Raw genomic sequence first — 22,101 nt, forward strand, 5'->3', positions numbered from 1 at the left:
GGGGTCAACTACAAACTCGGATTCTGGCGAAATCGCCGATCAGGGTGAGGGGGCAGGGCTCGCTGCAAGAAGGCGGCGGGCGCGCTCGCAGACCTCGCTCAAGGCGCCAGAGGCCGTGTTCGCGGGCCGGCAATCGAGCGCGGCCGTCAGCGCCCCGACCGTGCCCAGGTATTCCGCGCGATTGAACGCGCTGGAATTCGCCAGCCCGACGGCGGCCTCCGGGTGCACCAACAGCTGCAGCGCTTCTTCGGCGCGCCCATTGCCATTCAGGAAGCGGGCGAAGTGCAGCCTGAAGTAGGTGCTGAGCGCGCTCCCTGCACCGCCCCGGTCCTGGCTGGCTTCAAGCGCGCCGCGGTACAGGCGCTCGGCCTCGGCCTCGTGCCCCCCGGCCTTGTCCAACAGGTGAGCAACATTGAACTGGATGCGCTGCGTGCTGACATGGTCCGCGCCCAGGCCGCGTTTCGCGGCTTCCAGAGCCTGTCGATACTCGACCAGCGCCAGATCCGGCTGCGCGTTGTGTTCGAGCGCACGGCCCAAGGTGTTGTAGCCGTAGATGGCTTCTGCACTGTCCGGCCCGAAGGCCCGGACGATCAATCCCAGGCTGGCGCGGGCCTCACCCACGGCTTCTACGGTTTTGTCCGATGCGCGCAGCGCGGCGACCCGACGCATGCGCGTACGCAGGACCTGCGCATGGGTGTCCGGCAGCGTTTGCCGCTGCCAGGCCAGAGTTTCATCGAGCACAGCCAGTTCCTGTTGGGTCTGCTTGGCAACGCTGTGGGCCTCGGCCAAGGTGTAGCGCACCCGGGTTGCGAGTTCATCTTCGGGACCTCGTGTCGACGACAAGGCCAGCGCACGCTCGAGCAGCGGTAGGGCCTGGTCCGGATTTCCGCTGTGCGCCAACTGCCTTCCCCGGGTCGTCAGCCAATCAAGATGGTGGATTCGATCCGCCGGCACTTCAGTCGCCAGCAATTGGCCCGCCCTCTCCCACTCGGCGCTTCCCAACAGCGCCCGTGCAAGCTGCAGGCGCAGCCCGTCAAGTTCATCGGCGGAAAGCTCGCCGCCGGCCGATGCCGCCAGAGCGCGCTCCAGAAGGTCCACGCCTTGGGCGAAACGCCCCAGCGAGAGATCCACTTCCGCCACGCTGCCGGCGAGCCGGGCGAACAGCTCGGGCTGGTCGCGCTCGATCTCATCGAACTGCTCACGCGCTGCATCCAGGATGCGACCCGCGCTCACATCCGCGCCACTGGCGCGGATGGGATCAGCGGCGACGAAAGCCGACCTGAGCACGCCAAGGGCGCTGGACGAAAGGTCCCGCTGCATCCGCAGTTCGCGGTTCTGCTGCCAAAGGACCACCGTAGCCATCGACAGCCCGAGCAGACCCGCTGCCACTGAAGTCACGGCGATGCGGTGCCTTGCGATGAATTTCCTCGCGCGATACCAGCGATGGCTGCCACGCGCGCTCACCGGACGACCTTGCAGGAAGCACTCAAGATCAGCGTCCAGCTGCTCCACCGAGGCGTAGCGCTCCTCGGGGCGCTTGCGCAGACAGCGCAGCACGATGTCGTCGAGATCACCCTTCAGGCTGCGCTTCAGGCTCTTGGCCTCAGTGCCCTGACCGCTTATGCGGACACTCGGCGCCGTCGGCGTGTGCTCAAGGATCAGGCGCTCGGCTTCACCCGCACTGAGGCCCTGCAGCGGCAGCGCCGGCACGCCAGCGAGCAGTTCGTACAGCAGAGCGCCGAGCGAATACACGTCTGAGCTGACGCGACTGTCCTCTCCCCTGAGCTGCTCGGGCGCCGCATACGCGGGCGAGAAGCAGCGATGGGCGGTGCGTGTCCAGTCGCCTTGGGAAGCACTTTCCTCCGGCAGCAGTCTGGCGATGCCGAAATCCAGCAGCTTCGGCAGCCCGTTCACTTCCACCAGGACATTGGCCGGCTTCAGATCGCGGTGGACCACAAGGTACCGGTGGGCATGCGACACCGCTTGGCAGACGCGACGCATCAGCTCGATCCTGGCGCGCACGCTGAGGGTGTGCTTCTCGGCGTACTGGGTGATCGGCAGCCCGCGGACATAGCTCAGCACCAGATAGGGCACACCCTCATCGAGGACGCCCTGCTCCAGAAGCGCAGCGATGTAGGGATGGTCGAGCCGAGCCAGGGACTGACATTCGATCCTGAAGCGACGCAGCACCTCCGGGTCCAGCAGCCCGCCGCGGAGAACCTTGATCGCGACCTGTTGGCGGGCACCCTGGATGTCGCGCTCAGCCCGGAACACCACGCCCATCCCGCCCGCGCCAATCGGCTCGCACAGCGTGTACTCGCCGACCCGTGCTCCAGGCCGCAGCCGGGAGCTCGTGACCGCATCGATCCATTCGTAGCCCACCTTTCCGGGCCGCGCAGGCTCTGCCCCGGCGAGCATGCGATCGGCGCGCAGCAGCTGGCGCAACTCGACGGCCAGTTCAGAGGCGTCACCGCAGCTGCGATCAATGAAGAGATCGCGTTCGGTATCGGGCAGCTCGCAGGCAGCCGCGAACAGCTCCTGCAGCCTATGCACCCGAACAGGCCTGCACGTCGACGCTGAGCCGATGACCCAGCCAGGCGCGCGCGAAACGCCACTGCCGCCCCACCGTGGCGACTGAGCTTCCCATGACCTCGGCGATCTCTTCCGTGTTGAGGCCGGAGAAGAACTTGAGTTCAACCAGGCGGCCGAGGTCTGCATCTTGCTGCGAAAGCTCGTCAAGCGCCGTGTCAAGGCCGATCCAGTCCAGCGACTCGTCGATGACCGGCAGTTCGGTCTCGGCCAGTGAAGTCAGCGACACGAATGGCAGACCTCCACCACGCTTTTCGCTGCTTCGCATCCTGAGGTAGTCGATCATCACTCGTCGCGTGATCGTGGCTGCGATTGCGAAGAAGTGCTGCCGGCTCTTCCAGTCGACTTCACTCTGCTCGGCCAGACGCTCGTAGGCTTCGTGCGCCAGCTCGGTGGGCTGCAGAGTCAGGACATCTGGGTTACGGCGTGCATGCGCATGGGCGATCTCGCGAAGCACGGGATACGCGAGCTCCATCAGCTGGGCTTCGACGGCTCGTTCGCCGGCTCTCCAGCGTTGCAGAAGCTCGGTCAGCATGGTCGCAAAAAGAATTCAATCGTCCGTTGCGAACAGTCTGGCCGGAAGGAACAGGTCGCACAAGCACTCGCCCCGGCGCTGTGCAGGCGCCTGTGCTTGGCCCAGAGCGCGAGCAGCCGAACGGGCCCAGGAAGCTCCCATCCGCTTGCCAGGAGAGCTTGCGCAAGGTCGGCAACGAAGCCGCGGAGTTTCTCGGTGCAGATGGCCCTTGGGATCGATGCGTCTGCCCCAGCAGGCGCAAGGTCCTGCTTTCTCTGCTGCGCGCGCTTCTTCAGCTTGCAGCGAGCCAAAGCAGAAGCCCCGCACAAGGCGGGGCTTCTGTTCAACACCTGACGCTTGGAGAAGCAGGACTTAGAAGTCCATGCCACCCATACCACCGCCGTGACCGTGGTCACCGCCGGCCGGGGCGTCTTTCTTCGGCAGCTCGGCGACCATGGCTTCGGTGGTGATCAGCAGGCCAGCGATCGAGGCCGCGTTCTGCAGCGCCGTGCGGGTGACCTTGGTCGGGTCCAGGATGCCCATCGCGACCATGTCGCCGAACTCGCCGGTAGCGGCGTTGTAGCCGAAGTTGCCCTGGCCTTCCGCGACCTTGTTGAGGATCACGGAGGGCTCTTCGCCGGCGTTGGTGACGATCTCGCGCAGCGGGGCTTCCATGGCGCGCTTGGCGATCACGATGCCGTGGTTCTGCTCTTCGTTGATGCCCTTCAGGTCAGCGATCGCGGTCAGCGCGCGGATCAGGGCGACGCCGCCGCCCGGGACCACGCCTTCTTCGACGGCCGCACGGGTGGCGTGCAGGGCGTCTTCGACGCGGGCCTTCTTTTCCTTCATCTCGACTTCGGTGGCAGCACCGACCTTGATGACGGCCACGCCGCCGGCCAGCTTGGCCACGCGCTCCTGCAGCTTCTCGCGGTCGTAGTCGGAGGAGGTCTCCTCGATCTGCGCCTTGATCTGCTTGATGCGGGCCTGGATGCCGTCGGCATCGCCGGCGCCGTCGATGATCGTGCTGTTCTCCTTGGAGACGACGATCTTCTTGGCGCGGCCCAGATCCTTGATGGTGGCCTTCTCAAGCTGCAGGCCGACTTCTTCGGAGATCACGGTGCCGCCCGTGAGGATCGCCATGTCTTCCAGCATCGCCTTGCGACGGTCGCCGAAGCCCGGGGCCTTCACTGCGCAGACCTTGACGATGCCGCGGATGGTGTTGACGACCAGGGTCGCCAGCGCTTCGCCTTCGACTTCCTCGGCGACGATCAGCAGCGGCTTGCCGGCCTTGGCCACGCCTTCCAGCACCGGCAGCAGCTCGCGCACGTTCGAGATCTTCTTGTCGTGCAGCAGGATGAACGGGTCATCCAGCTCAACCTGCTGGCTCTGCTGGTTGTTGATGAAGTAGGGCGAGAGGTAGCCGCGGTCGAACTGCATGCCCTCGACGACGTCGAGCTCGTTCTCCAGGCCCGAACCTTCTTCAACGGTGATCACGCCTTCCTTGCCGACCTTCTTCATGGCGTCGGCAATGATGTTGCCGATCGACTCGTCGGAGTTGGCGGAGATGGTGCCGACCTGGGCGATGGCCTTGTCGTCAGCGGTGGGCTTGGACAGCTTCTTCAGCTCGGCGACGGCGGCGATCACGGCCTTGTCGATGCCGCGCTTCAGATCCATCGGGTTCATGCCGGCGGCGACCGCCTTCATGCCCTCGCGGATCATGGCCTGGGCCAGGACGGTCGCGGTGGTGGTGCCGTCACCGGCGTTGTCGGAGGTCTTGGAAGCGACTTCCTTGACCATCTGCGCGCCCATGTTCTCGAACTTGTCGGCAAGCTCGATTTCCTTGGCGACGGAGACGCCGTCCTTGGTGATGGTCGGGGCGCCGAAGCTCTTGTCGAGCACGACGTTGCGGCCCTTCGGGCCCAGCGTGGCCTTGACGGCGTTGGCCAGAATGTTCACGCCGCGCAGGATCTTGACGCGGGCGTCTTCGCCGAACTTGATTTCTTTGGCTGCCATGGGGATTACCTCAGAAGCGGGGATTGGGGGTTGGGGATTCGGGATTGCGACATCAGCAGTGACAGGATTCGGGCAGGGCGATGGGATCGATACGCCTCGATGGGCGGAAGCGCGAGGCTTCTACGAATCCCCAATCCCTAATCCCCAATCCCGCCGTCAGCGGCTTCAGCCGATGACGGCCAAGATGTCGTCCTCGCGCACCACCAGGTACTCGGTGCCGTCGACCTTGACCTCGGTGCCGGCGTACTTGCCGAACAGCACCTTGTCACCGGCCTTGACCTTCAGCGCGCGCACGCTGCCGTTGTCGAGCGGCTTGCCTTCGCCCACGGCGACGACTTCGCCGCGGATGGGCTTCTCGGTGGCGCTGTCGGGGATCACGATGCCGCCGGCAGAGACCTTCTCTTCTTCCATGCGCTTGATGACGACGCGATCGTGCAGGGGTTTCAGGTTCATGTGGATCCTCGGTAAGTTGCTGATTTGTCGATGGTCCAACGCGCTTTGTTAGCACTCGCCGTTGGTGAGTGCCAAGTTTAGCCACGGAATGTGACGCCGTCGATGCCAGCCGGGTAGGCTGCTCGACCGACGTCAGCGTCGAGGCGGGAGACAAATGGGGCGGCCGATCTGCGCTTTCAAGAGGGAGGAGCGCGGGAAGGTGCGAACGCCGACCCGGCGCGTCCGGTGCCGCGGCTTGCCGGGGGCACAGGCGGACGTAATCGCCCTCAGCCCCGGCGCAGCCGTGCCTGCTCCTTCGGCTCCGAGTACTGTCGGCCGGGCGCCACCTGAGCGAGGAGCGGTGACCTCGGGGGACTGGGGCGAGCGTTAAGCTCCGGTGGGTCAAGACCCACCCTATGCCCGCTGATGATGTACGCGCTGGCGACGGCATCCGAGCCGCTGGCTGCCCTCAGGCGCTGCCCCAGCCAATCCTGCTCGTACGAATCCCCAATCCCCAATCCCGGCCCTAACGATGTCCGACCTCCAGCTTGTCCTCACCACCGCCCCCGACCCGCTGGTCGCCGAGGCCATCGCGCGCGCCCTGGTCGACGCCCAGCTCGCCGCCTGCGTCAGCCTGCTGCCGGGCGTCACCTCGGTGTACCGCTGGCAGGGTCAGGTCGAAACGGCGCGCGAAGTGCAGCTGCTGATCAAGACCCGCGCGAGCACCTTGCCCGCATTGATCGAGGAGATCCGCCGCCTGCATCCCTATGCGCTGCCCGAGCTGATCGCGCTCCCGATTGAAGACGGGCTGCCGGCCTATCTGGACTGGATGCGCCTCGGCTCGACGCCGCCGGTAAGGGCGGGCTGAGGGCGTAGCGCTCGCCGCCGGAGGGCGGCGGCGTTCCGGGCGAAGTGGGTGCGCGCACGGCGGTCTCAGCGGGCGCACTGGTGCGCGACGTTGGGCCGCGCTGCGCTTGGCCCAACCTACCGAAGCGCGTCGATGTTGTCGCTTGGGCCAAGCGCCGGCGCAGCCCAACGCGGGCCACGAATCGGGCAACACGCGGGGCTTCCCGCCGCCGGTGATCCACCAAGGCCTCGCGCTATGGCCTGGCGCTGAAAAGACAGCGCAGCATTCGGCGGCTATCCTTGGCGGTCCTTCCGTTCGGGCGTGGCGCCTGGCGGAGCTTTCGCCCGATCGGGCCGGCCCGCACGCGCGGGCGGCACCACCACACGGCCGCGCACCGTCAGGAAGGACGGCGGCGATGACCCCGTGTCCGGGCCTATCCACTGCATGCTTCGGGGGTTCCAGATGCGCATCGTCTCCGGCCGCGCGTTCGCGTCGGTCGCGTTCCTGTTTTCGTGTGCGGCCCTGCCGCAGCTCGCCGCCGCGCAGGCGGTGGATTTCAACGGTGGCTACAGCCAGGACTTCGACACGCTGGCCAATAGCGGCAGCAGTGCTGCCCTGCCCGCCGGCTGGGCGATCGCCGAGGCCGGCACCAGCGGCAACAACAACGGCCAGTACCAGGCCGGCGATGGCAGCAGCAACAGCGGCGACACCTGGAGCTACGGCAGCACTGGCTCCACTGAGCGCGCGCTGGGCAGCATCCTCTCGGGCAGCCTCAACAGCCGCTTCGGCGTGCAGCTGGTCAACCGCAGCGGCGGCAGCCTGTCTTCGGTGTCGATCAGCTACATCGCCGAGCAATGGCGCCTCGGCACCGCCGCCCGCGTCGATCGCCTCGACTTCGAGTACAGCCTGAATGCCACGGGCCTGGCGGATACGGCGGCCACCTGGACGGCGTTCGACGCGCTCGATGCCGTCGCGCCGGTGACCGCGGGCACCGCGGGCGCGCTCGTTGGCAATGCCGCAGCCAACCGGGTCGCTGTGAGCGGCAACCTGACGGGCCTCAGCTGGGGCGCGGATCAGGTGCTGTGGATCCGCTGGATCGACTTCAACGCCAGCAGCAATGACGACGGCCTCGCCATCGACGACCTCGTCGTCGGCACGCTGGCCGATACGCCGCCGAGCCTGGTTTCGACCACCCCGGCGAACAACGCGACCAACGTGGCTGTCACCCAGGCCCCGCGCCTGCGCTTCTCCGAGAGCGTTGATCTCAACGCCGCCGCCGTGAGTTTCAGCTGCGGCGGCAACGCGGTCGCCTTCAGCAGCAACAGCCCGGCCAGCGAGATCGTGCTGACGCCGAACAGCGCCCTGCCCTACTCGGCGAACTGCAGCCTGAGCATTCCGGCGGCGGCCATCACCGACCGCGACGGCACGCCGGAGCCGCTGGCTGCTGATGTCACGCTCGCCTTTGCTACCGAAGCCGATCTGCCGCCGCAGGTCGTTTCGACCACGCCCGCCAATGGCGCCACCGGCGTCGCGCCGGCGGTGACGCCGAGCGTGCAGTTCAGCGAAACCGTGACCCTCACGGCGCCGGCCTTCAGCATGGAATGCGATGCGGGCGGTGCGGTATCGATCAACCATCCGGCGAGCGGCCAGACGGTCGCGCTGTCGCCGCAGGCCCTGCTGCAGGAAGGAGACCGCTGCACGCTGCGCATCCTCGCCAGCCAGATCCGCGACGCCACCGGCCAGGCGCTGCCGGCCGATCGCGAGGTCAGCTTCCAGGTCAGCGCGGGCGTCGGCGACTACTACGCCCAGGTCAACACCAGCAGCCCCGAGCAGCTGCGCTGCTCGCTGCACGCAACCATCCGCGGCCATACCGCGTTCCCCTACTCGGGCACCGGCGTCACCAGCACCTGGACGATCCTGGAGCTGGCCGAAGAGGACCCGAACGACCCGACCCGGATCATCGACGCCTACCGCAACCGTCAGTACCTGAAGGGCAGCGACCGCGCCGGCACCGGCACCGGCATCACCTACAACCGCGAGCACAGCTGGCCGAACTCGCTCGGCTTCCCCAGCCAGACGGACGCACAGGGCCGGCCGAACGCGCCCTACACCGACACCCACATGCTGTATCTGACCGACACCGGCTACAACGCCGACCGCGGCAACAAGCCTTATGCCGACTGCGCGCAGAGCAGCGGCTGCACCGAGCGCCCGACCGATGTGAACCTCGGCGTCGGCGGCGGCACCGGTCTGTACCCGGGCAATTCCAACTGGTTCAACGGCAGCAGCTATGAGGTGTGGAGCGCGCGCAAAGGCGATTTCGCCCGCACCATCCTGTACATGGCGATCCGCTACGAGGGCGGCAGCCATCCGGTGACCGGCCAGGCCGAGCCGGATCTGGAGCTCACCGACAACCGTGCGCTGATCGTCGGCACCACCAGCTCGCCGGCCTACATGGGCCTGATGAGCACGGTGCTGGCCTGGCACCAGGCCGACCCGCCGGACGCCGCCGAGCGGCGTCGCAACGACGTGGTGTTCTCGTTCCAGGGCAATCGCAACCCCTTCATCGACCGCCCGGAATGGGGCACGCAGGCGCTGTTCACCAGCGCCCAGCCCAGCAGCTGCCAGCTGGTGACGCCGGTGCCGCCGGCGATCTTCGCCAACGGTTTCGAAGCGCTGAACTGATCGCGGCGCGCGGCCGGCCCCGCCCGCTTGAACGGGCGGGGCCGGTGACGCTCACGGGCCCGCCGCAGCCCGATTCGCTAAGCTTCGAGTCCCTTGCGCCCTCACGGGCGAACCAAACGCAGCGGCCGCGGTCTGGCCCCGACCGCCGCGCGCCTTGCCTCGACGCGAACCACCATGCCCCTGATCCTCCGCCTTGCCGGCCTGCTGCTGCTTTTTGCCAGCCGCAGCACCCCCGCCATCGACGATTCCGAGCTGCTGCCCATCGACGAGGCCTTCCGGCTGGAGGCGCGCGCGCTCGATGCCGAATCCGTCGAGCTGCGCTGGCAGATCGCCGAGGGCTACTACCTGTATCGCCATCGCACCGGCGCGGAAGCCGACGGCGAAGGGCTCTCGGCCGGCGAGCTGGCGATGCCGCCCGGCACGCCCTACACCGACGACTTCTTCGGCGATGTCGAAACCTACCGCGGCGAGCTGATCGCGCGTCTCGACGGCGTGCGCGCCGGGCCGGACGGTCGCCTGCCGCTCAAGGTGCGCTATCAGGGCTGCGCCGACGTCGGTATCTGCTACCCGCCGCACACCCAGGCCATCGAGGTGCAGCTGCCCTTGGCGACCGCGACCGCGACGGGCTTGCCCCCAGCGCCTGCAGCAGGTGGCTTGCCGGGACTGCCGGCGCCGAGCGCACCCCCGCTCATCGGCGAGGCCGGCCTGCTGCCCGCGACCTCGAATCCGTTGAACGTGGATGCAGCGCCGACCGAGACCGCGCCGCTGCCCGAGGCCGAAGCCTTCCAGTTCGAGGCGATTGCCGACGGCGCCGACGCCCTGCTGCTGCGGATCACGCCGGCACGCGGCTACTACGTGTACCGCGACCGCTCGGGCTTCCGCATCGAAGGTGAGGAAGCCACCGCCGGCGAGCCGCGCTGGCCGCCGGGGGTCAGCCATCGCGATGAGCACTTCGGCGAAGTGCTGGTCTACTTCGATCCGGTCGAGGTCGAGTTGCCGCTCGCCCGCGCGACCGGCGCTGCCGCCACGGTCACCGTAGTCGCCGAGTTCCAGGGCTGCCAGACCGACGGCATCTGCTACCCGCCGATGACGCGTCGCATCGCCCTCGACCTGCCCGCGGGCGCGGCTCGCGAGCTGCCGCCGGAAGACGTCGCGCGAAGCCTGCCGCCGGCCGGCGATCTCGGAATCGCGGCGGTGCTGCTGGCCCTGCTCGGCGCGGTCGCCGGCGGCCTGATCCTCAATCTGATGCCCTGCGTGCTGCCGGTGCTGTCGCTGAAGGCGATTGGTCTGGCGCAAAGCGGCGAGAGCGCGCACAAGGCGCGCGCGCATGCGCTCTGGTACACCGCCGGCGTGCTGGTCAGCTTCGCCGCGCTCGGCGCGCTCGCGCTGGGCCTGCGTGCGGCCGGCGAGGCCCTCGGCTGGGGCTTCCAGCTGCAGCAGCCGCTGTTCGTCGGCTTCGTGGTCTATGTGATGTTCGCGGTCGGCCTCTCGCTGTCCGGCGTGTTCACGCTGGGTGGCGGCATTGCCGGCGTCGGCCAGGGCCTGACCCAGCGCAGCGGCCCGGCCGGCGACTTCTTCACCGGCGTGCTGGCGGTGGTGGTGGCCAGCCCCTGCACCGCGCCCTTCATGGGCCCGGCGCTGGCCTTTGCCTTCACCGCGCCAGCCTGGCTGGGTATCGCCCTGTTTCTCGCGCTCGGCCTCGGCCTTGCCCTGCCCTTCCTGCTGATCGGCTTCGTGCCGGCGCTGGCGCAAAGCCTGCCCAAGCCGGGCGCGTGGATGGAGACCTTCAAGAACATCCTTGCCTTCCCGATGTACCTCACGGCCGTGTGGCTGCTGTGGGTGCTGGGCAACCAGCGCGGCATGGATGCGGTGGCCCTGGCCCTGATCGGTCTCGTCGTGCTGGCCGCCGGCCTGTGGGCCTTCGAGCGCAGCCGCTACGCCGAGAAGGGCGCGGCGCGCGCACTGGCCTGGCTGCTTATCGCTGCGTCTGCCGTGCCGCTGCTGATGGTTGAACGGCTGCCGACGCCGAGTGCTGCGGTCCAAGCCGAAGGCGTCGAACCCTATTCGGCGCAGCGTCTGGCCGCGCTGCGCAGCGAAGGCCGCACCGTCTTCGTCAACATGACCGCCGACTGGTGCGTGACCTGCAAGGCCAACGAGGCCCGCGTGCTCTCGCAGCCGGTGTTCAAGGACGCGCTGGCTGCGGCGAATGCGGTCTACATGGTCGGCGACTGGACCAATGTCGACCCCGCGATCACCGAGTTCCTGGAGCAACACGGCGCCGTCGGCGTGCCGCTCTACGTGGTGTTCCACCCCGGCGAGCCCGAGGGCCACGTGCTGCCGACAATCCTGACCGACGCCTCCGTACAGGAAGCACTCGTCGGAGACGCCCCATGAAGCCCGCGCAGCTCGCGCTGATCCTTGGTTTCGCCCTGGTCGGCGGCATCGGCGGCGTGCTGCTGGGTCGCCACTTCGCCACACCCAGCGCACCGCCGCTGCCGCAGGGCACGCTGGTGCTGGAAGAAGGCGCCAAGCGCCCGGACGCCGAGCTGCGCCGGCTCGACGGCAGCACGGCCAAGCTCAGCGATTTCGACGGCCGCCCGCTGCTGATCAACTTCTGGGCAACCTGGTGCCCGCCCTGCATCGAAGAGCTGCCCCTGCTCGATGCCCTGCACAAGCGCAGCGGAGCCGACGGCCTGCAGGTCATCGGCATCGCGCTCGACGACCCGGCCGCCGTCGAGAAATTCCTTGGCGAGCTGCCGGTGGAGTTCCCGATGTTCCTGGCCCAACCGGGACGCGTGGATCTCTCGACCACGCTGGGCAACGCCAACTCGGTGCTGCCCTACTCGGTGCTGATCGACGCCGAAGGCCGCATCGCCAAGCGCAAGTTCGGCGCCTTCAGCGAAGCCAGCCTGCGCGAGTGGGTCGCGGGCTACGAGTAAGCGCGCAGCGCGGCACGGACCAGCGTGGATCGCCGGTCTTCTACTCGGATCGCGATCGAAGCCGCATCGCCGCGGCCAAAGCCGCGGCGCCTGCATCCGGTGCGGCCTGCAGCCCGGCGATCACGCCCTCGCGATTCGCGACGGGGTGGTTCTGGCTGAGCTTGGCCTTGGCCTCGATGCACTCGATGTCGATGCGCAATCCGACGATGGCGCGCAGCAGGGCCTCGGTGTAGTCGGCCGGCGCGTCGGCCACCTGCCATGGCGCCTCACGCGGCGTCTCCATGTGCCGGGTCAGCGCCTCCACCCGAGACAGCAGGGTCGCAGCATCGTGCTGCCAGTACACGCGCCCGTGGACGACAACGGCCTCGTAGTTCCAGGTCGGAACCACCTTGCCGTGCTCGCGCTTGGCCGGATACCAGCCCGGATGCACATAGCCCTGGGCGCCGCGGAACACCGCGACCGCACGCGCACCGTCGGTGAAGCGCTGCCACAGCGGATTCGCCCGGGCGATGTGGCCGATCAGCACGCTGTCGCCTTCGCGCAGCAGCGGCAGCAGGTTGACTTCGCTGCCCTCGCCATTGCTGCACACCAGCGTCGCCAGCGGGTGCGCGTCGATCAGCGCCAGCGCCGAAGCCTGGTCGAGTTGGAAGGCGCTGGGGGTGTACATGGAGGGCCGGGATTCGGGATTGGGGATTGGGGATTCGCTAGAGCGGGGTGGGGCGAGTGTCGTTGGCGCGCTTCGCCCTATCGGACATAGGGTGGGTCTTGACCCACCGGCCTCAGCACACAGGGTGGACCTTGACCCACCACCGGGGGCGGTGACCTGGGGCGACCGGGGCGAGCGTCAAGCTCATGGTGGGTCGAGACCCACCCTATGGGAGCACGCGGCAGACCCCATAGGGTGGGTCTTGACCTACCGACCTCACCACACAGGGTGGGTCTTGACCCGCCGCCGGGGGCGGTGACCCGGGACGACCGGGGCGAGCGTCAAGCTCATGCTGGATCGAGACCCACCCTATGGGCAGGGCGCGGAATGCATCTCGCCGCGCCCTGCCCTTACGAATCCCCGATCCCGAATCCCGAATTCCCTCGACCCGCCGCCTCAGCGGCGGCGGGTCGACTCCAGATAGCGGAAGAACTCGGAGTCCGCATCGATCATCAGGGTCGCGTTGTCGCCCAGGTTGCGGTAGCTCTCCAGCGTGCGGAAGAAGGCGTAGAACTCGGGGTCGGCACCGTAGGCTTCGCCGTAGATGCGGGTGGCTTCGGCGTCGGCGCGGCCGCGGATCTCGGCCGCCTGGCGCTCGGCCTCGGAGCGGATGGTGCGCAGCTGGCGCTCCATGTCGCCCAGGATCTCCTGGCTGCGGCCCTGGCCCTCGGAGCGGAAGCGTTCGGCGATCGACTGGCGCTCAGCGATCATCCGGGTCTCCACCTGGCGACGCACGCTGTCGATGTAGTTGATGCGCTTGATGCGCACGTCGACCAGCTCGATGCCGAGCTCCGGCATCAGGCGCGAAGCCGCCGCCAGCATCTCCTGCTCCAGCCGCTCGCGGCCTTTCTTGGGCTTGTCGAGATCGACGTCACCGCGGACCACACCCTCTTCCGCCTCGACGGTCTCGCTGTCGACCTGCCAGTCGCGCGAGCGCACGATCTCCTCGAGATTGGTGCCCGAGACGATGTCGCGCGCGACCGAGTCGATGATGTCGTCCAGCCGCGTACGCGCGCCGGACTCATCGCGCACCGAGCGCATGAACTGCAGCGGATCGGCAATGCGCCAGCGCGCGGTGGTGTCGACGATCACGAACTCGCGGCCCAGCGTGGGAATCTGGCTGACATCGCCGTCCCAGGCCAGCAGGCGCTTGTCGAAGCGGCGCACCTCCTGGATGAAGGGCGTCTTGAAGTGCAGGCCGGGCTCGTTGATCGGCTCTCCGATCGGCTCACCGAACTGCACCAGGATGGCCTGCTCGGACTGGTCGATCACGAAGGTGGAATCGCGCAGGACAAAGAAGCCGAGCAGGGCGATGGCACCGAGAATGATGGGGCTCTTCATTGACGGTCTCCGGAAGCGGCGGGCTGGCGCTGGGCGTCACGCAGATTGAGCAGCGGCACGGGCGAGATCTGGCCGTCCTGCTGCACCACCACGCTGCCGATCTTCGGCAGCACCTCATTGAGCGTTTCCAGATACATGCGGGTGCGGGTGACCTCGGGCGCCGTGCGGTACTCGGTGAGGATGGCGGAGAAGCGCGCGGTTTCGCCGCGGGCCTGGTTGACGCGCTCGGTGGCATAGCCTTCGGCTTCGGCGATCGCGCGGTTGGCCTGACCGCGGGCCAGTGGAATCTGCTGATTGGCCTGCTTCTGCGCCTCGTTGATCATCCGCTCGCGCTCCTGGCGCGCTTCGTTGACCTCGTTGAAGGCCGGCTGCACCGCGCGCGGCGGCACCACGTCCTGCAGCTCGACGGTGACGATATGGATGCCGGTCTCATAGCGCTCCATCGCCTGCTGCACTTCGTCGCGCACCAGGTTGCTGATTTCCACACGCCCCGTCGTCAGCACCTCGCTGCCGAGCCGGTTGCCGACCGCGCGACGCATCACCGATTCGCTGATGTCGCGCAGGGTGCGGGTGGGCTCACGCATCGAGTAGATGTACTGCATCGGATCGGCGATGCGGTACTGCACCACCCACTCGACGTCGATGATGTTGAGGTCGCCCGAAAGCATCAGCGATTCTTCCTCGAAATCATTGGCGTCGTACTGGCTGGCGCCGTCCTCGCCGACGCCGGTGGTGCGGAAGCCGAACTCCTGCTTCAGCACGCGCTCGGTGGCCACCAGCTGCACGCTGTCGACGCCGAACGGAATCTTGAAGTGCAGACCGGGGTCGGCGATCTTCACGACCTCACCAAAGCGCTTGACCACGCCGCGCTCTTCCGGCTGCACGGTATAGAACACGCTGCCCACGCCCCACAGCGCGATGACCGCGCCGATCCCCAGTGCGATCAGGCCACCCGGAACCTTCGGCAGCTGGCTGCCACCGCCCCCACCGCCGGGTCGCGGCGGGCGTCCACCGCCGAACAGATTCTCGACGGTCTTGCGTGCGTCATTCATGGCTTCGATCCTCGTGGTGATACCGATGCCGCTGGCTGCGGCTTCTTGTCATTGCCCGGAAAGTGGCCCCTTCCGGGCTGCGGGCGCAGGACGCGGACGCGACCTGCGTGTGACGGGAGATACGCCGAACAGCGGGCGCGCGGCTCATTCTGCGCGGCGTTCGTACAGTCGCAGAATCAGCACGCCGGTCGCACCCAGCTCGACCGGGCTGGGCTTCGCGCTCAGCGCGCGCTCGCCCACGTGCACGCTGAAGCGCGCGTCCTGCACAGAGCGCCCCTGGCGCCAGAAGCGCAGCACTCGCGCTTGCGGCGGGCCGATCGGCTCCTCGACGGTGAAGCCGGAATCCAGCAGCCGCTCCATCAGCGCCGCCAGCGCCACGCGCGGCTGCACCAGACGCAGGGCCAGCTCGTACTCGCGCACCCTGAAGCCGGCCTGCTCGCGCACATCCTCGAACAGCAGACTGTGCTCGAACTCCAGCACGTAGCCGTCCCACAGGGGATCGCGCAGGGTGCGAATCTCGCCCGCCGCGTTGCGGCGCTGCTGGTCGGCGCGCGCTGTGAGCTGACGCATGTGCTCAGCCCGCTGCGCCTCGCGAAGCGCGGCGCGCGCCTGCGGGCTCGGCGATTCCGTCGCGGTCGCTGCATCCGAGGGCGGCGGCGCCGCAGGCGCCGGGCTCTGCGCGTGGGCAGGCTGCAGGCCAAGGGCCAGCAGGGCAGCGAGTGAACGCAGCAAGACCATTGCAGACTCCGCAAGACCCGAACGGGGCTGCGAGTGTGCCAGCGCCCGCGACCGCCTGCCTGCGGCGCGCGACGAGCAGTGAAATCGGCGCTGCCTGACTGCAGCTCGTCAATGCACGGGTCAGGCGCTTGCGGGCCTCAACCGCGCCGCGGCCAAGCGGCGAAGAAGGCGCCCACAGCCCCCGCGCCCGCGATCCACACGGCGGCGGGTGCGCCCAGCCACTCCGGCCCGCCGGCATCCAGACCGTAGAGCACCGCGCCGACCAGCATCAGACCGACGCCGATCACCGCGAACACGGTCTGCCGGTGGCCGGCCTGGGCCGCATCGGCCAGCCGCTTCAGGTCATCCGAATGCAGGCGCAGCGCGGCGCGGCCGCTGGCGGCCTGCTTGAGATAAGCATGCGCCAGCTCGGCGACTTCGGGCGCCGCCGCGAGGATCTGCGGGATACGCAGGCGCGCGCGCTTCAGCAGCGCCTGCGGGTTGCGCTTCTCGCGCAGGATCTCGGCCAGCACCGGCTTGGCCACGGCCCAGATGTCGAGCTTGGGGTCGAGCAACCGGCCCAGGCCTTCGATGTTGAGCAGGGTCTTCTGCAGCAGGATCAGCTGCGGCTGGATGGTCAGCTTGTACTGGTGCGCCACCTTGAACAGCTTGAGCAGCACTTCGCCCAGCGCGATCTCCGACAGCGGACGCGTGAAGTAAGGTTCGCAGACCGTGCGCACCGCGCCTTCGAGTTCATCGATGCGCACGGTGCCTGGCATCCAGCCGGCATCCAGATGCAGCTGGGCGATGCGCCGGTAGTCGCGCTCAAAGATCGCGGTGAAGTTCTCGGCCAGGTAGTACTGGTCGATCTCGGGCAGCGAACCCATGATCCCGAAGTCGAGCGCGATGAAGCGCGGCACATCGACGCGCGTGGTGTCGACCCAGATGTTTCCCGCATGCGCGTCGGCGTGGAAGAAGTTGTCGCGGAACACCTGGGTGTAGAACAGCTGCACGCCCTTGGCCGCCAGCACGCGTCGATCGATGCCGGCGGCTTCGATGGCGGCGAGGTCATCGCTGCGCACGCCGTGCACGCGTTCGATCGTCAGCACGCCTTCGGTGGTGAGGTCCCAGAACACCTGCGGCACGTAGAGATCCTTCGAGCCTTCGAAGTGCCGGCGCAGCACCGAGGCGTTGGCGCCCTCGCGCTGCAGGTCGAGCTCGTCGCGCAGGGACCGCGCAATCTCGTCCACGACCTCGGCCGGGCGCGTGCGCTCTGGATCGGGGCCGAAGCGCTCGGACAGCGCGGCGATCGTGCGCAGCAGGCCGATGTCGGCTTCGATGGTCTGGGCGATGCCCGGCCGCAGCACCTTGATGACCACCGCGCGGCCATCGGGCAGTTCGGCGGCGTGCACCTGGGCGATCGAGGCCGAGGCCAGCGGCGTTTCGTCAAAGCGCGCGTAGTGGTCCTCGATACGCCCGCCCAGCTCGCGCTCGATGGCCGCACGCGCCTGGGTGCCGGCAAAGGGCGCCACCTGGTCCTGCAGCAGGCACAGCTCGTCGGCGATGTCCGGCGGCAGCAGATCGCGCCGCGTCGCCAGCACCTGGCCGAACTTGACGAAGATCGGCCCGAGATCCTGCAGCGCCAGCCGCAGCCGCGCCCCGCGCGACAGCGTCGCCGCATTGCCGCGCGCCGCCGGCACGAAGGGCTTCAGCACCCGCAGCAGCCCCGCCAGGCGACTGCCTTCCAGCAGGCCGTCCAGGCGGTAGCGCAAGGCCACGCGCAGGATGGTGAGCACGCGCAAGGGGCTGCGGATCAGACGCATGGGCACAGCCCGTGGTGGCGTTCAGCAGGGGACAGCGATAGGCACATGGCAGGGCGACTCGACCGAAACCGCCGCACTGTGCCATGCGGAACGTGGAGGTGGCGAGGGTGGCAGGCATTTGTCGATGTCGAGAACGGAAACGATCAGCGACGCCTCGTTCGCCCTCAGCGCCGCCCGGCAGCGCACTGCACAGCCAGGGATTCCTGTGGAAAGGCCGCGGATCCGCTCACTCGAAGCCGTCGAGGAAAATCTGGACTTCGGTCGAGAACGCTCTTTCGACTGCGCCGATGTTGCAGGCGGTGCTGGAGCCCACCAAGCTCGTGCGCGGGTCGCCGTTCTGGTCCTGCGGCAGCACCGAGCCATCGCCGAAGTCGCCGCAGCGGGACGCCGGAATCGCCCGGTAGACCGAGCTGGTCGGCTGCGGGAAGAAGGCCGGCGTCGGCCCCTGATCCGCACGCAGGGGGCCGAGGCCCGGATCGGCACCCACGAGGTTGGTCGCGCTGTCTCCGGACAGCGAACAACCGGTCAGGCTGCCAATCAGGTTGTAGCCAAGGCTGCTGATCGGGAACGCATTGTTCGGGGTGTAGCAGTCGGGCCCAAAGCCGGGCGTTGCGAGGTTCCGGGTCACGATACTGTTGCCTAGGAGCAGCCTGCCCTCGATGCCCTGGTCGAAGTAGATCCCACCGCCCTGGCCCGCCTGATTGTCGACGATCGTCGAAAACAGCACGCGCCCGGATCCGTAGATCGCGCCGCCGAGGAAATCCGCGCGGTTGCCCGCCAGCGTGGAGTTGCGGACGATCAGCTCGGTGCGCCTGCTCTGGCTGCTGCTGATGACTTGGCCGATGGCGCCACCGGAGCCACCCGTGCCGCTCTGCCGGATCGCGCGGTTGTCGAGCAGGGCCGATGCGTCCACGATCACCGTCGAGCGGCGCCCGGCGACGCCGGAATCCTTGAAGATGCCGATCGCCCCGCCGTCGCCCCGCGTGACCTCGTTGTTGCGCAGGACGCTGCGATAGACCAGCAGATTGCCCGCGCGCACGCGGATCGCACCGCCCACATCATCGCCAGGAAAGAAATTGTTGGCCCCGGTGATGCTGACGCCCATCAGGGCCAGAGCCGGGATGGAGTTGGTCACGTTCGTACTGCCAATCGGCCCCAGCAGTGAGAAGGCGGAGCCAACCCCGCTGATGCGGAACTCGACGGCCGCCGGCGCATTGACATTGCCGACGATCGTGATGGAGCGGCGCTGTCCCGAGCCGACGGTGAACATCGAGCCCTGGTTGTCGACGCCGGCCAGGGTGTAGAGGCCGTCGGGCACCCGGATCATCCGCGGGCCCACGTTCGCGGCGGCCTCGCCGATCGCCGCACGCAGCGTGCACTGGCCGTTGCTGGCCGCGCAGGTGCCGTTGCCGAGATTGGCGTCGGGGAAATCGGCGGTCGAGTTCACCGTGTAGTTGATGACACGTTCGTAGGCGCCGATGTCGCAGGTGCTGGCGACCCGCGCCACGCTGCGCGCGTCGGTCGCGAGACAGGTGCCGCTGAAGCCGGCATCGATCAGCGGACTGCCCTCCAGCAGCGCGTGGGTCGGAACCGCCGAGCCGTAGTCGAACAGGGGAGCGAGCCTTGGATCGGCATTCAGGGCCGGCCCGGCCACGCTCGCGAACGTGCAGTCGCCCCGCTGAATCAGGCTGCGATTGCGCCCGCCGAGCTGGGTGCCCGTACAGGAGAGGTCGTTGTCGTCGCGCAGACTGTTGTTGGCATAGCGGTTGCCCGCCAGGACGCTGTTCTCCAGGTCGAGGTCGGTGGAGCCCTGCGCGGCGTTGATGATCATCACGCCGCCGGCGCCCTGAGTAACGGTTCGGGCGACGTTGTCGGTGACGGTGACATGCCGGAACAAGGCCGGGCCGTCCATCGCCACGCCGCCGCCGGAGTTGGCGATGTTGCCGCTGATCGTGACGTTGTTGAGAGTGGCGCGGCTCGGCCCACGATGGGTCCAGCCGCCGCCGAACCCGGTCGCGCTGTTGCCGACCAGGGTCACATTGGTCATGGTCGTGGTGCCGTTGCCGAACTCGTATATGGCGCCGCCCTGGGCCGCACGACCGTCGCGCAGGATGAGCCGCTCCAATTGCAGGATCCCGTCGAACTGGCGGCGGATGAGTCCACCGAAGTTGCTGGTGAAACCGGTCACGTCACCGCCGCTCAGGGTCATGTTGACGACGCGCAAGTCGCCGCCGCTGAACACGTGGAAGCAGCGATCGGTTCGACACTCGAGCTCCACCATTTCCGGATCGATGTCGCCGTTCGTCAGGGCCTGGCCCGCCACGGTAATGACGCTGCGGATGTCCAGATCACCGGTGAGGTTGTTGTCCTCGTCGCCGCCATTGATCTGCAGGCGATAGACGCCCTGACTCACCGGCAGGAAGATCACATCGGCGCCGCTGCCCGCGCTGCAGCCGCCGAAGGCCGCGTCGGTGTTCGCGGCCTGCACCGCCTCGCGCAGTGAACAGGTCGAGGGGCTGGTGTTGAACTCGTCGAACACCGTGCTGACGTTGATGACCGCGGCCTGGGCATCCTTGAACAGCAGTGCGCCCGCCAGCAGCAGCGCGCCGAGCCGCAGGAGTCGCGCGCACCCGCCCCAAAGCTCGTGATCAGGCAGCGCGGCCTGAGCCGCGTGCAGCGACGACCGGGCGCCAGTGCACGCGATGCCCAGGGACAGGGGCATTCGCACAGGCGCCCCCTCGAAGATACGGGTCAGCAGCAGGCCAGGACATGCACGCATCGGAAGACTCCCCTCGGTCGCGGCACGCGACCTTTCAACTCGGAATGCCGGTCAAGGCCCGGAGCGAACAGACCGCTGCGATCCGCGATGCTCGAAGCCGTCCGCACTCGGCGGCGCGTTGTCGTTCGCAGCGCTGGGCACGCTGCGGGTGGCCATCGCGGAGAGCCTCATTCGTCGCCCTCGAATCCGTCGACGAACACCACTTCCTGCGGATAGGGCACCACGATGATGTCGCTCAAGCTGCCGACACCCGGCAGGCTCAGGAAACTGCTGGTCGCGGACACCGGTGGCGGTGACAGGCCATTGGGCGTGCCGAAGGCGAGCCGTCTGACGCTGCCGAGGCGTCCTGACAGTCCGATCTGGCCGGCGGGATCCGCGCCGATCACTGCAGTGGAGCCGACGGCTGCAAGCCCGATGAGCTGACGCGCGTTGAGGCTGGACGCTGTCGCCCAGGCGATGGCCGTGTTGCTGAAGCCGGGGTCGAAATAGCAGAAGTAGTACACCGCTGCCGGCCCGCTGCCGACCACCGCGATGCGCGACAGCAGGCCCGAGCCAAAGCCGGGGTAGCTGCTGGCCGGCGGTACGTTCCAGGTCAGGACCGTGCTCGCGCCCGTGCTCGGATTGATCGCCCGCACGCCAGTCGCGCCGAACACGCCGGGACCCCCTTGCACGGGCTGGGGCACATACACCTCGCTGCCGTCGGGCGACACGCCAAGCAGTGGCGCCGCTGCGGTCGGGGTCGCCCCACCGGAACTCACCGCGAAGCTCACGGGATCGATCACGCGCAGCCCATCTGAACAGCCCGAGGCGACGATGCGACCGTCGGGCATGACCAGCACCTCCCCGGAATTGGTCGCACAGCCGCTGCCGATCAACGGCACCGTCGCGATCTCGGCCAGGGTGACGGCATCCAGCACCACCACGCCCTTGCTCAGGCTGGATCCGCTGCCCTCACGCTTGAAGGTGTAGACGCGCTGGCCGTCGGGGCTGAGCGCGATGGTGCGGTTCTGCGCGTTGCCGACGGCCGCGGTGGCGATGCGCTGGCGCGTGCGGGTGTCGATCACATGCACCTGACCCGCGACGCTGCCGGAGAGCGTTGCGCTGGACAGATAGATGCGCGTGCGATCGACGTTGGCCACCATCCGCCCCGGCTCGTCGCCGAGGCCGGAGATCGAGGCTTCGACCGTCATCGTGTCGAGGTTCACCACCCGCACTGCACGGTTGCCGGGTTCGCTCACGCTGACGAAGGCCCAGGGCTGGGCGCCCAGCGGCGGGGCGAAGGCGCTGACAAGCAGCACGAGCAGCACGGACACGGGGGCAAGACGGGACATGGGCGCGCTCACGCAGAGACGGATGTCGATCTGAACGCCGCTGCGGCATCGAAGCGAACAGCCCGCAGGCACGCCCCCTGCGGCGCAGATCTCGCGGTTCAACACGCGCGCCCGGCTGTTCGCTCCTGCCTGCGAACGGCATTCATCGGGAAAAGCCGACCCATCTCTCGGCACGGAGTCCTTCCGATGCGCCTGTTGCCGGCCCCGGCTTTGGGCCCGCTTCGCGTTGCCCGTCCAATGCGCGGCAAGGACGCGCTGACCTGCGTCGGTACGGCGGCCGAGCATGTGGCGATCGCGCGCTGACGTCCCGATGCGCCGGTGGGTCGCCTTGGA

Annotated in this window: 15 protein-coding genes; 4 read left to right on the plus strand and 11 right to left on the minus strand. The window is 68.2% G+C overall.

Annotated elements, in window-relative coordinates; genetic code table 11:
• Nucleotides 1-39 precede the first annotated feature (39 nt).
• From H4O13_12480 to groES, 4 genes are all read right to left on the minus strand, one after another.
• Nucleotides 40-2,553 carry a serine/threonine protein kinase gene (locus H4O13_12480; protein MBE5316203.1) on the minus strand — a complete coding sequence of 838 codons (2,514 nt, stop codon included), beginning with the start codon at nucleotides 2,551-2,553 and terminating at the stop codon, nucleotides 40-42.
• Nucleotides 2,546-3,124, minus strand: coding sequence for a sigma-70 family RNA polymerase sigma factor (locus H4O13_12485; protein MBE5316204.1), 579 nt, complete (start codon nucleotides 3,122-3,124; stop codon nucleotides 2,546-2,548). The genes H4O13_12480 and H4O13_12485 overlap by 8 nt, the downstream gene beginning before the upstream one ends.
• 351 nt (nucleotides 3,125-3,475) lie before the next feature.
• Entirely contained in the window at nucleotides 3,476-5,116 is a 1,641-nt protein-coding gene (gene groL, locus H4O13_12490) for a chaperonin GroEL (protein ID MBE5316205.1), read from the minus strand.
• A 165-nt stretch (nucleotides 5,117-5,281) separates the two neighbouring features.
• Nucleotides 5,282-5,569, minus strand: a complete 288-nt coding sequence (gene groES / locus H4O13_12495) for a co-chaperone GroES (protein MBE5316206.1) — start codon at nucleotides 5,567-5,569, stop codon at nucleotides 5,282-5,284.
• A gap of 511 nt (nucleotides 5,570-6,080) precedes the next feature.
• Here groES and H4O13_12500 point away from each other — a divergent pair.
• The 4 genes from H4O13_12500 (at nucleotide 6,081) to H4O13_12515 (ending at nucleotide 12,019) form a co-directional block, all read left to right on the plus strand.
• Nucleotides 6,081-6,416 (plus strand): divalent-cation tolerance protein CutA, encoded by a 336-nt coding sequence (locus H4O13_12500; GenBank protein ID MBE5316207.1) that lies wholly within the window; start codon nucleotides 6,081-6,083, stop codon nucleotides 6,414-6,416.
• A gap of 1,341 nt (nucleotides 6,417-7,757) precedes the next feature.
• Nucleotides 7,758-9,080, plus strand: coding sequence for an endonuclease (locus H4O13_12505; GenBank protein MBE5316208.1), 1,323 nt, complete (start codon nucleotides 7,758-7,760; stop codon nucleotides 9,078-9,080).
• A 174-nt stretch (nucleotides 9,081-9,254) separates the two neighbouring features.
• A complete protein-coding gene (locus H4O13_12510; GenBank protein MBE5316209.1) occupies nucleotides 9,255-11,474 on the plus strand; it encodes a protein-disulfide reductase DsbD in 2,220 nt (739 codons plus the stop codon).
• On the plus strand, nucleotides 11,471-12,019 hold the full coding sequence (locus H4O13_12515) for a TlpA family protein disulfide reductase (GenBank protein ID MBE5316210.1): 549 nt from the start codon (nucleotides 11,471-11,473) through the stop codon (nucleotides 12,017-12,019). The genes H4O13_12510 and H4O13_12515 overlap by 4 nt, the downstream gene beginning before the upstream one ends.
• A gap of 40 nt (nucleotides 12,020-12,059) precedes the next feature.
• Here the strand turns inward: H4O13_12515 and H4O13_12520 are convergent, their stop codons facing one another.
• From H4O13_12520 to H4O13_12550, 7 genes are all read right to left on the minus strand, one after another.
• Nucleotides 12,060-12,686, minus strand: coding sequence for an FMN-binding negative transcriptional regulator (locus H4O13_12520; GenBank protein ID MBE5316211.1), 627 nt, complete (start codon nucleotides 12,684-12,686; stop codon nucleotides 12,060-12,062).
• A 435-nt stretch (nucleotides 12,687-13,121) separates the two neighbouring features.
• The gene (gene hflC, locus H4O13_12525; protein MBE5316212.1) at nucleotides 13,122-14,066 is read right to left on the minus strand and encodes a protease modulator HflC; all 945 of its coding nucleotides are present in this window, start codon (nucleotides 14,064-14,066) and stop codon (nucleotides 13,122-13,124) included.
• Complete coding sequence (gene hflK, locus H4O13_12530) at nucleotides 14,063-15,118, minus strand: FtsH protease activity modulator HflK (GenBank protein ID MBE5316213.1); 1,056 nt, start codon at nucleotides 15,116-15,118, stop codon at nucleotides 14,063-14,065. Before hflK ends, hflC begins: the two co-directional genes overlap by 4 nt.
• A gap of 144 nt (nucleotides 15,119-15,262) precedes the next feature.
• On the minus strand, nucleotides 15,263-15,856 hold the full coding sequence (locus tag H4O13_12535; GenBank protein ID MBE5316214.1) for a hypothetical protein: 594 nt from the start codon (nucleotides 15,854-15,856) through the stop codon (nucleotides 15,263-15,265).
• 137 nt (nucleotides 15,857-15,993) lie between these two features.
• Nucleotides 15,994-17,649 (minus strand): ubiquinone biosynthesis regulatory protein kinase UbiB, encoded by a 1,656-nt coding sequence (gene ubiB / locus H4O13_12540; protein ID MBE5316215.1) that lies wholly within the window; start codon nucleotides 17,647-17,649, stop codon nucleotides 15,994-15,996.
• Between the two features lie 235 nt (nucleotides 17,650-17,884).
• Nucleotides 17,885-20,437: a CSLREA domain-containing protein gene (locus tag H4O13_12545; protein ID MBE5316216.1), complete on the minus strand. Its 2,553-nt coding sequence runs from the start codon at nucleotides 20,435-20,437 to the stop codon at nucleotides 17,885-17,887.
• A 167-nt stretch (nucleotides 20,438-20,604) separates the two neighbouring features.
• Nucleotides 20,605-21,768 (minus strand): hypothetical protein, encoded by a 1,164-nt coding sequence (locus H4O13_12550; GenBank protein MBE5316217.1) that lies wholly within the window; start codon nucleotides 21,766-21,768, stop codon nucleotides 20,605-20,607.
• Nucleotides 21,769-22,101 lie beyond the last annotated feature (333 nt).

It is taken from the genome of Lysobacterales bacterium (assembly GCA_014946745.1).
Classification (GTDB): domain Bacteria; phylum Pseudomonadota; class Gammaproteobacteria; order Xanthomonadales; family Xanthomonadaceae; genus Aquimonas.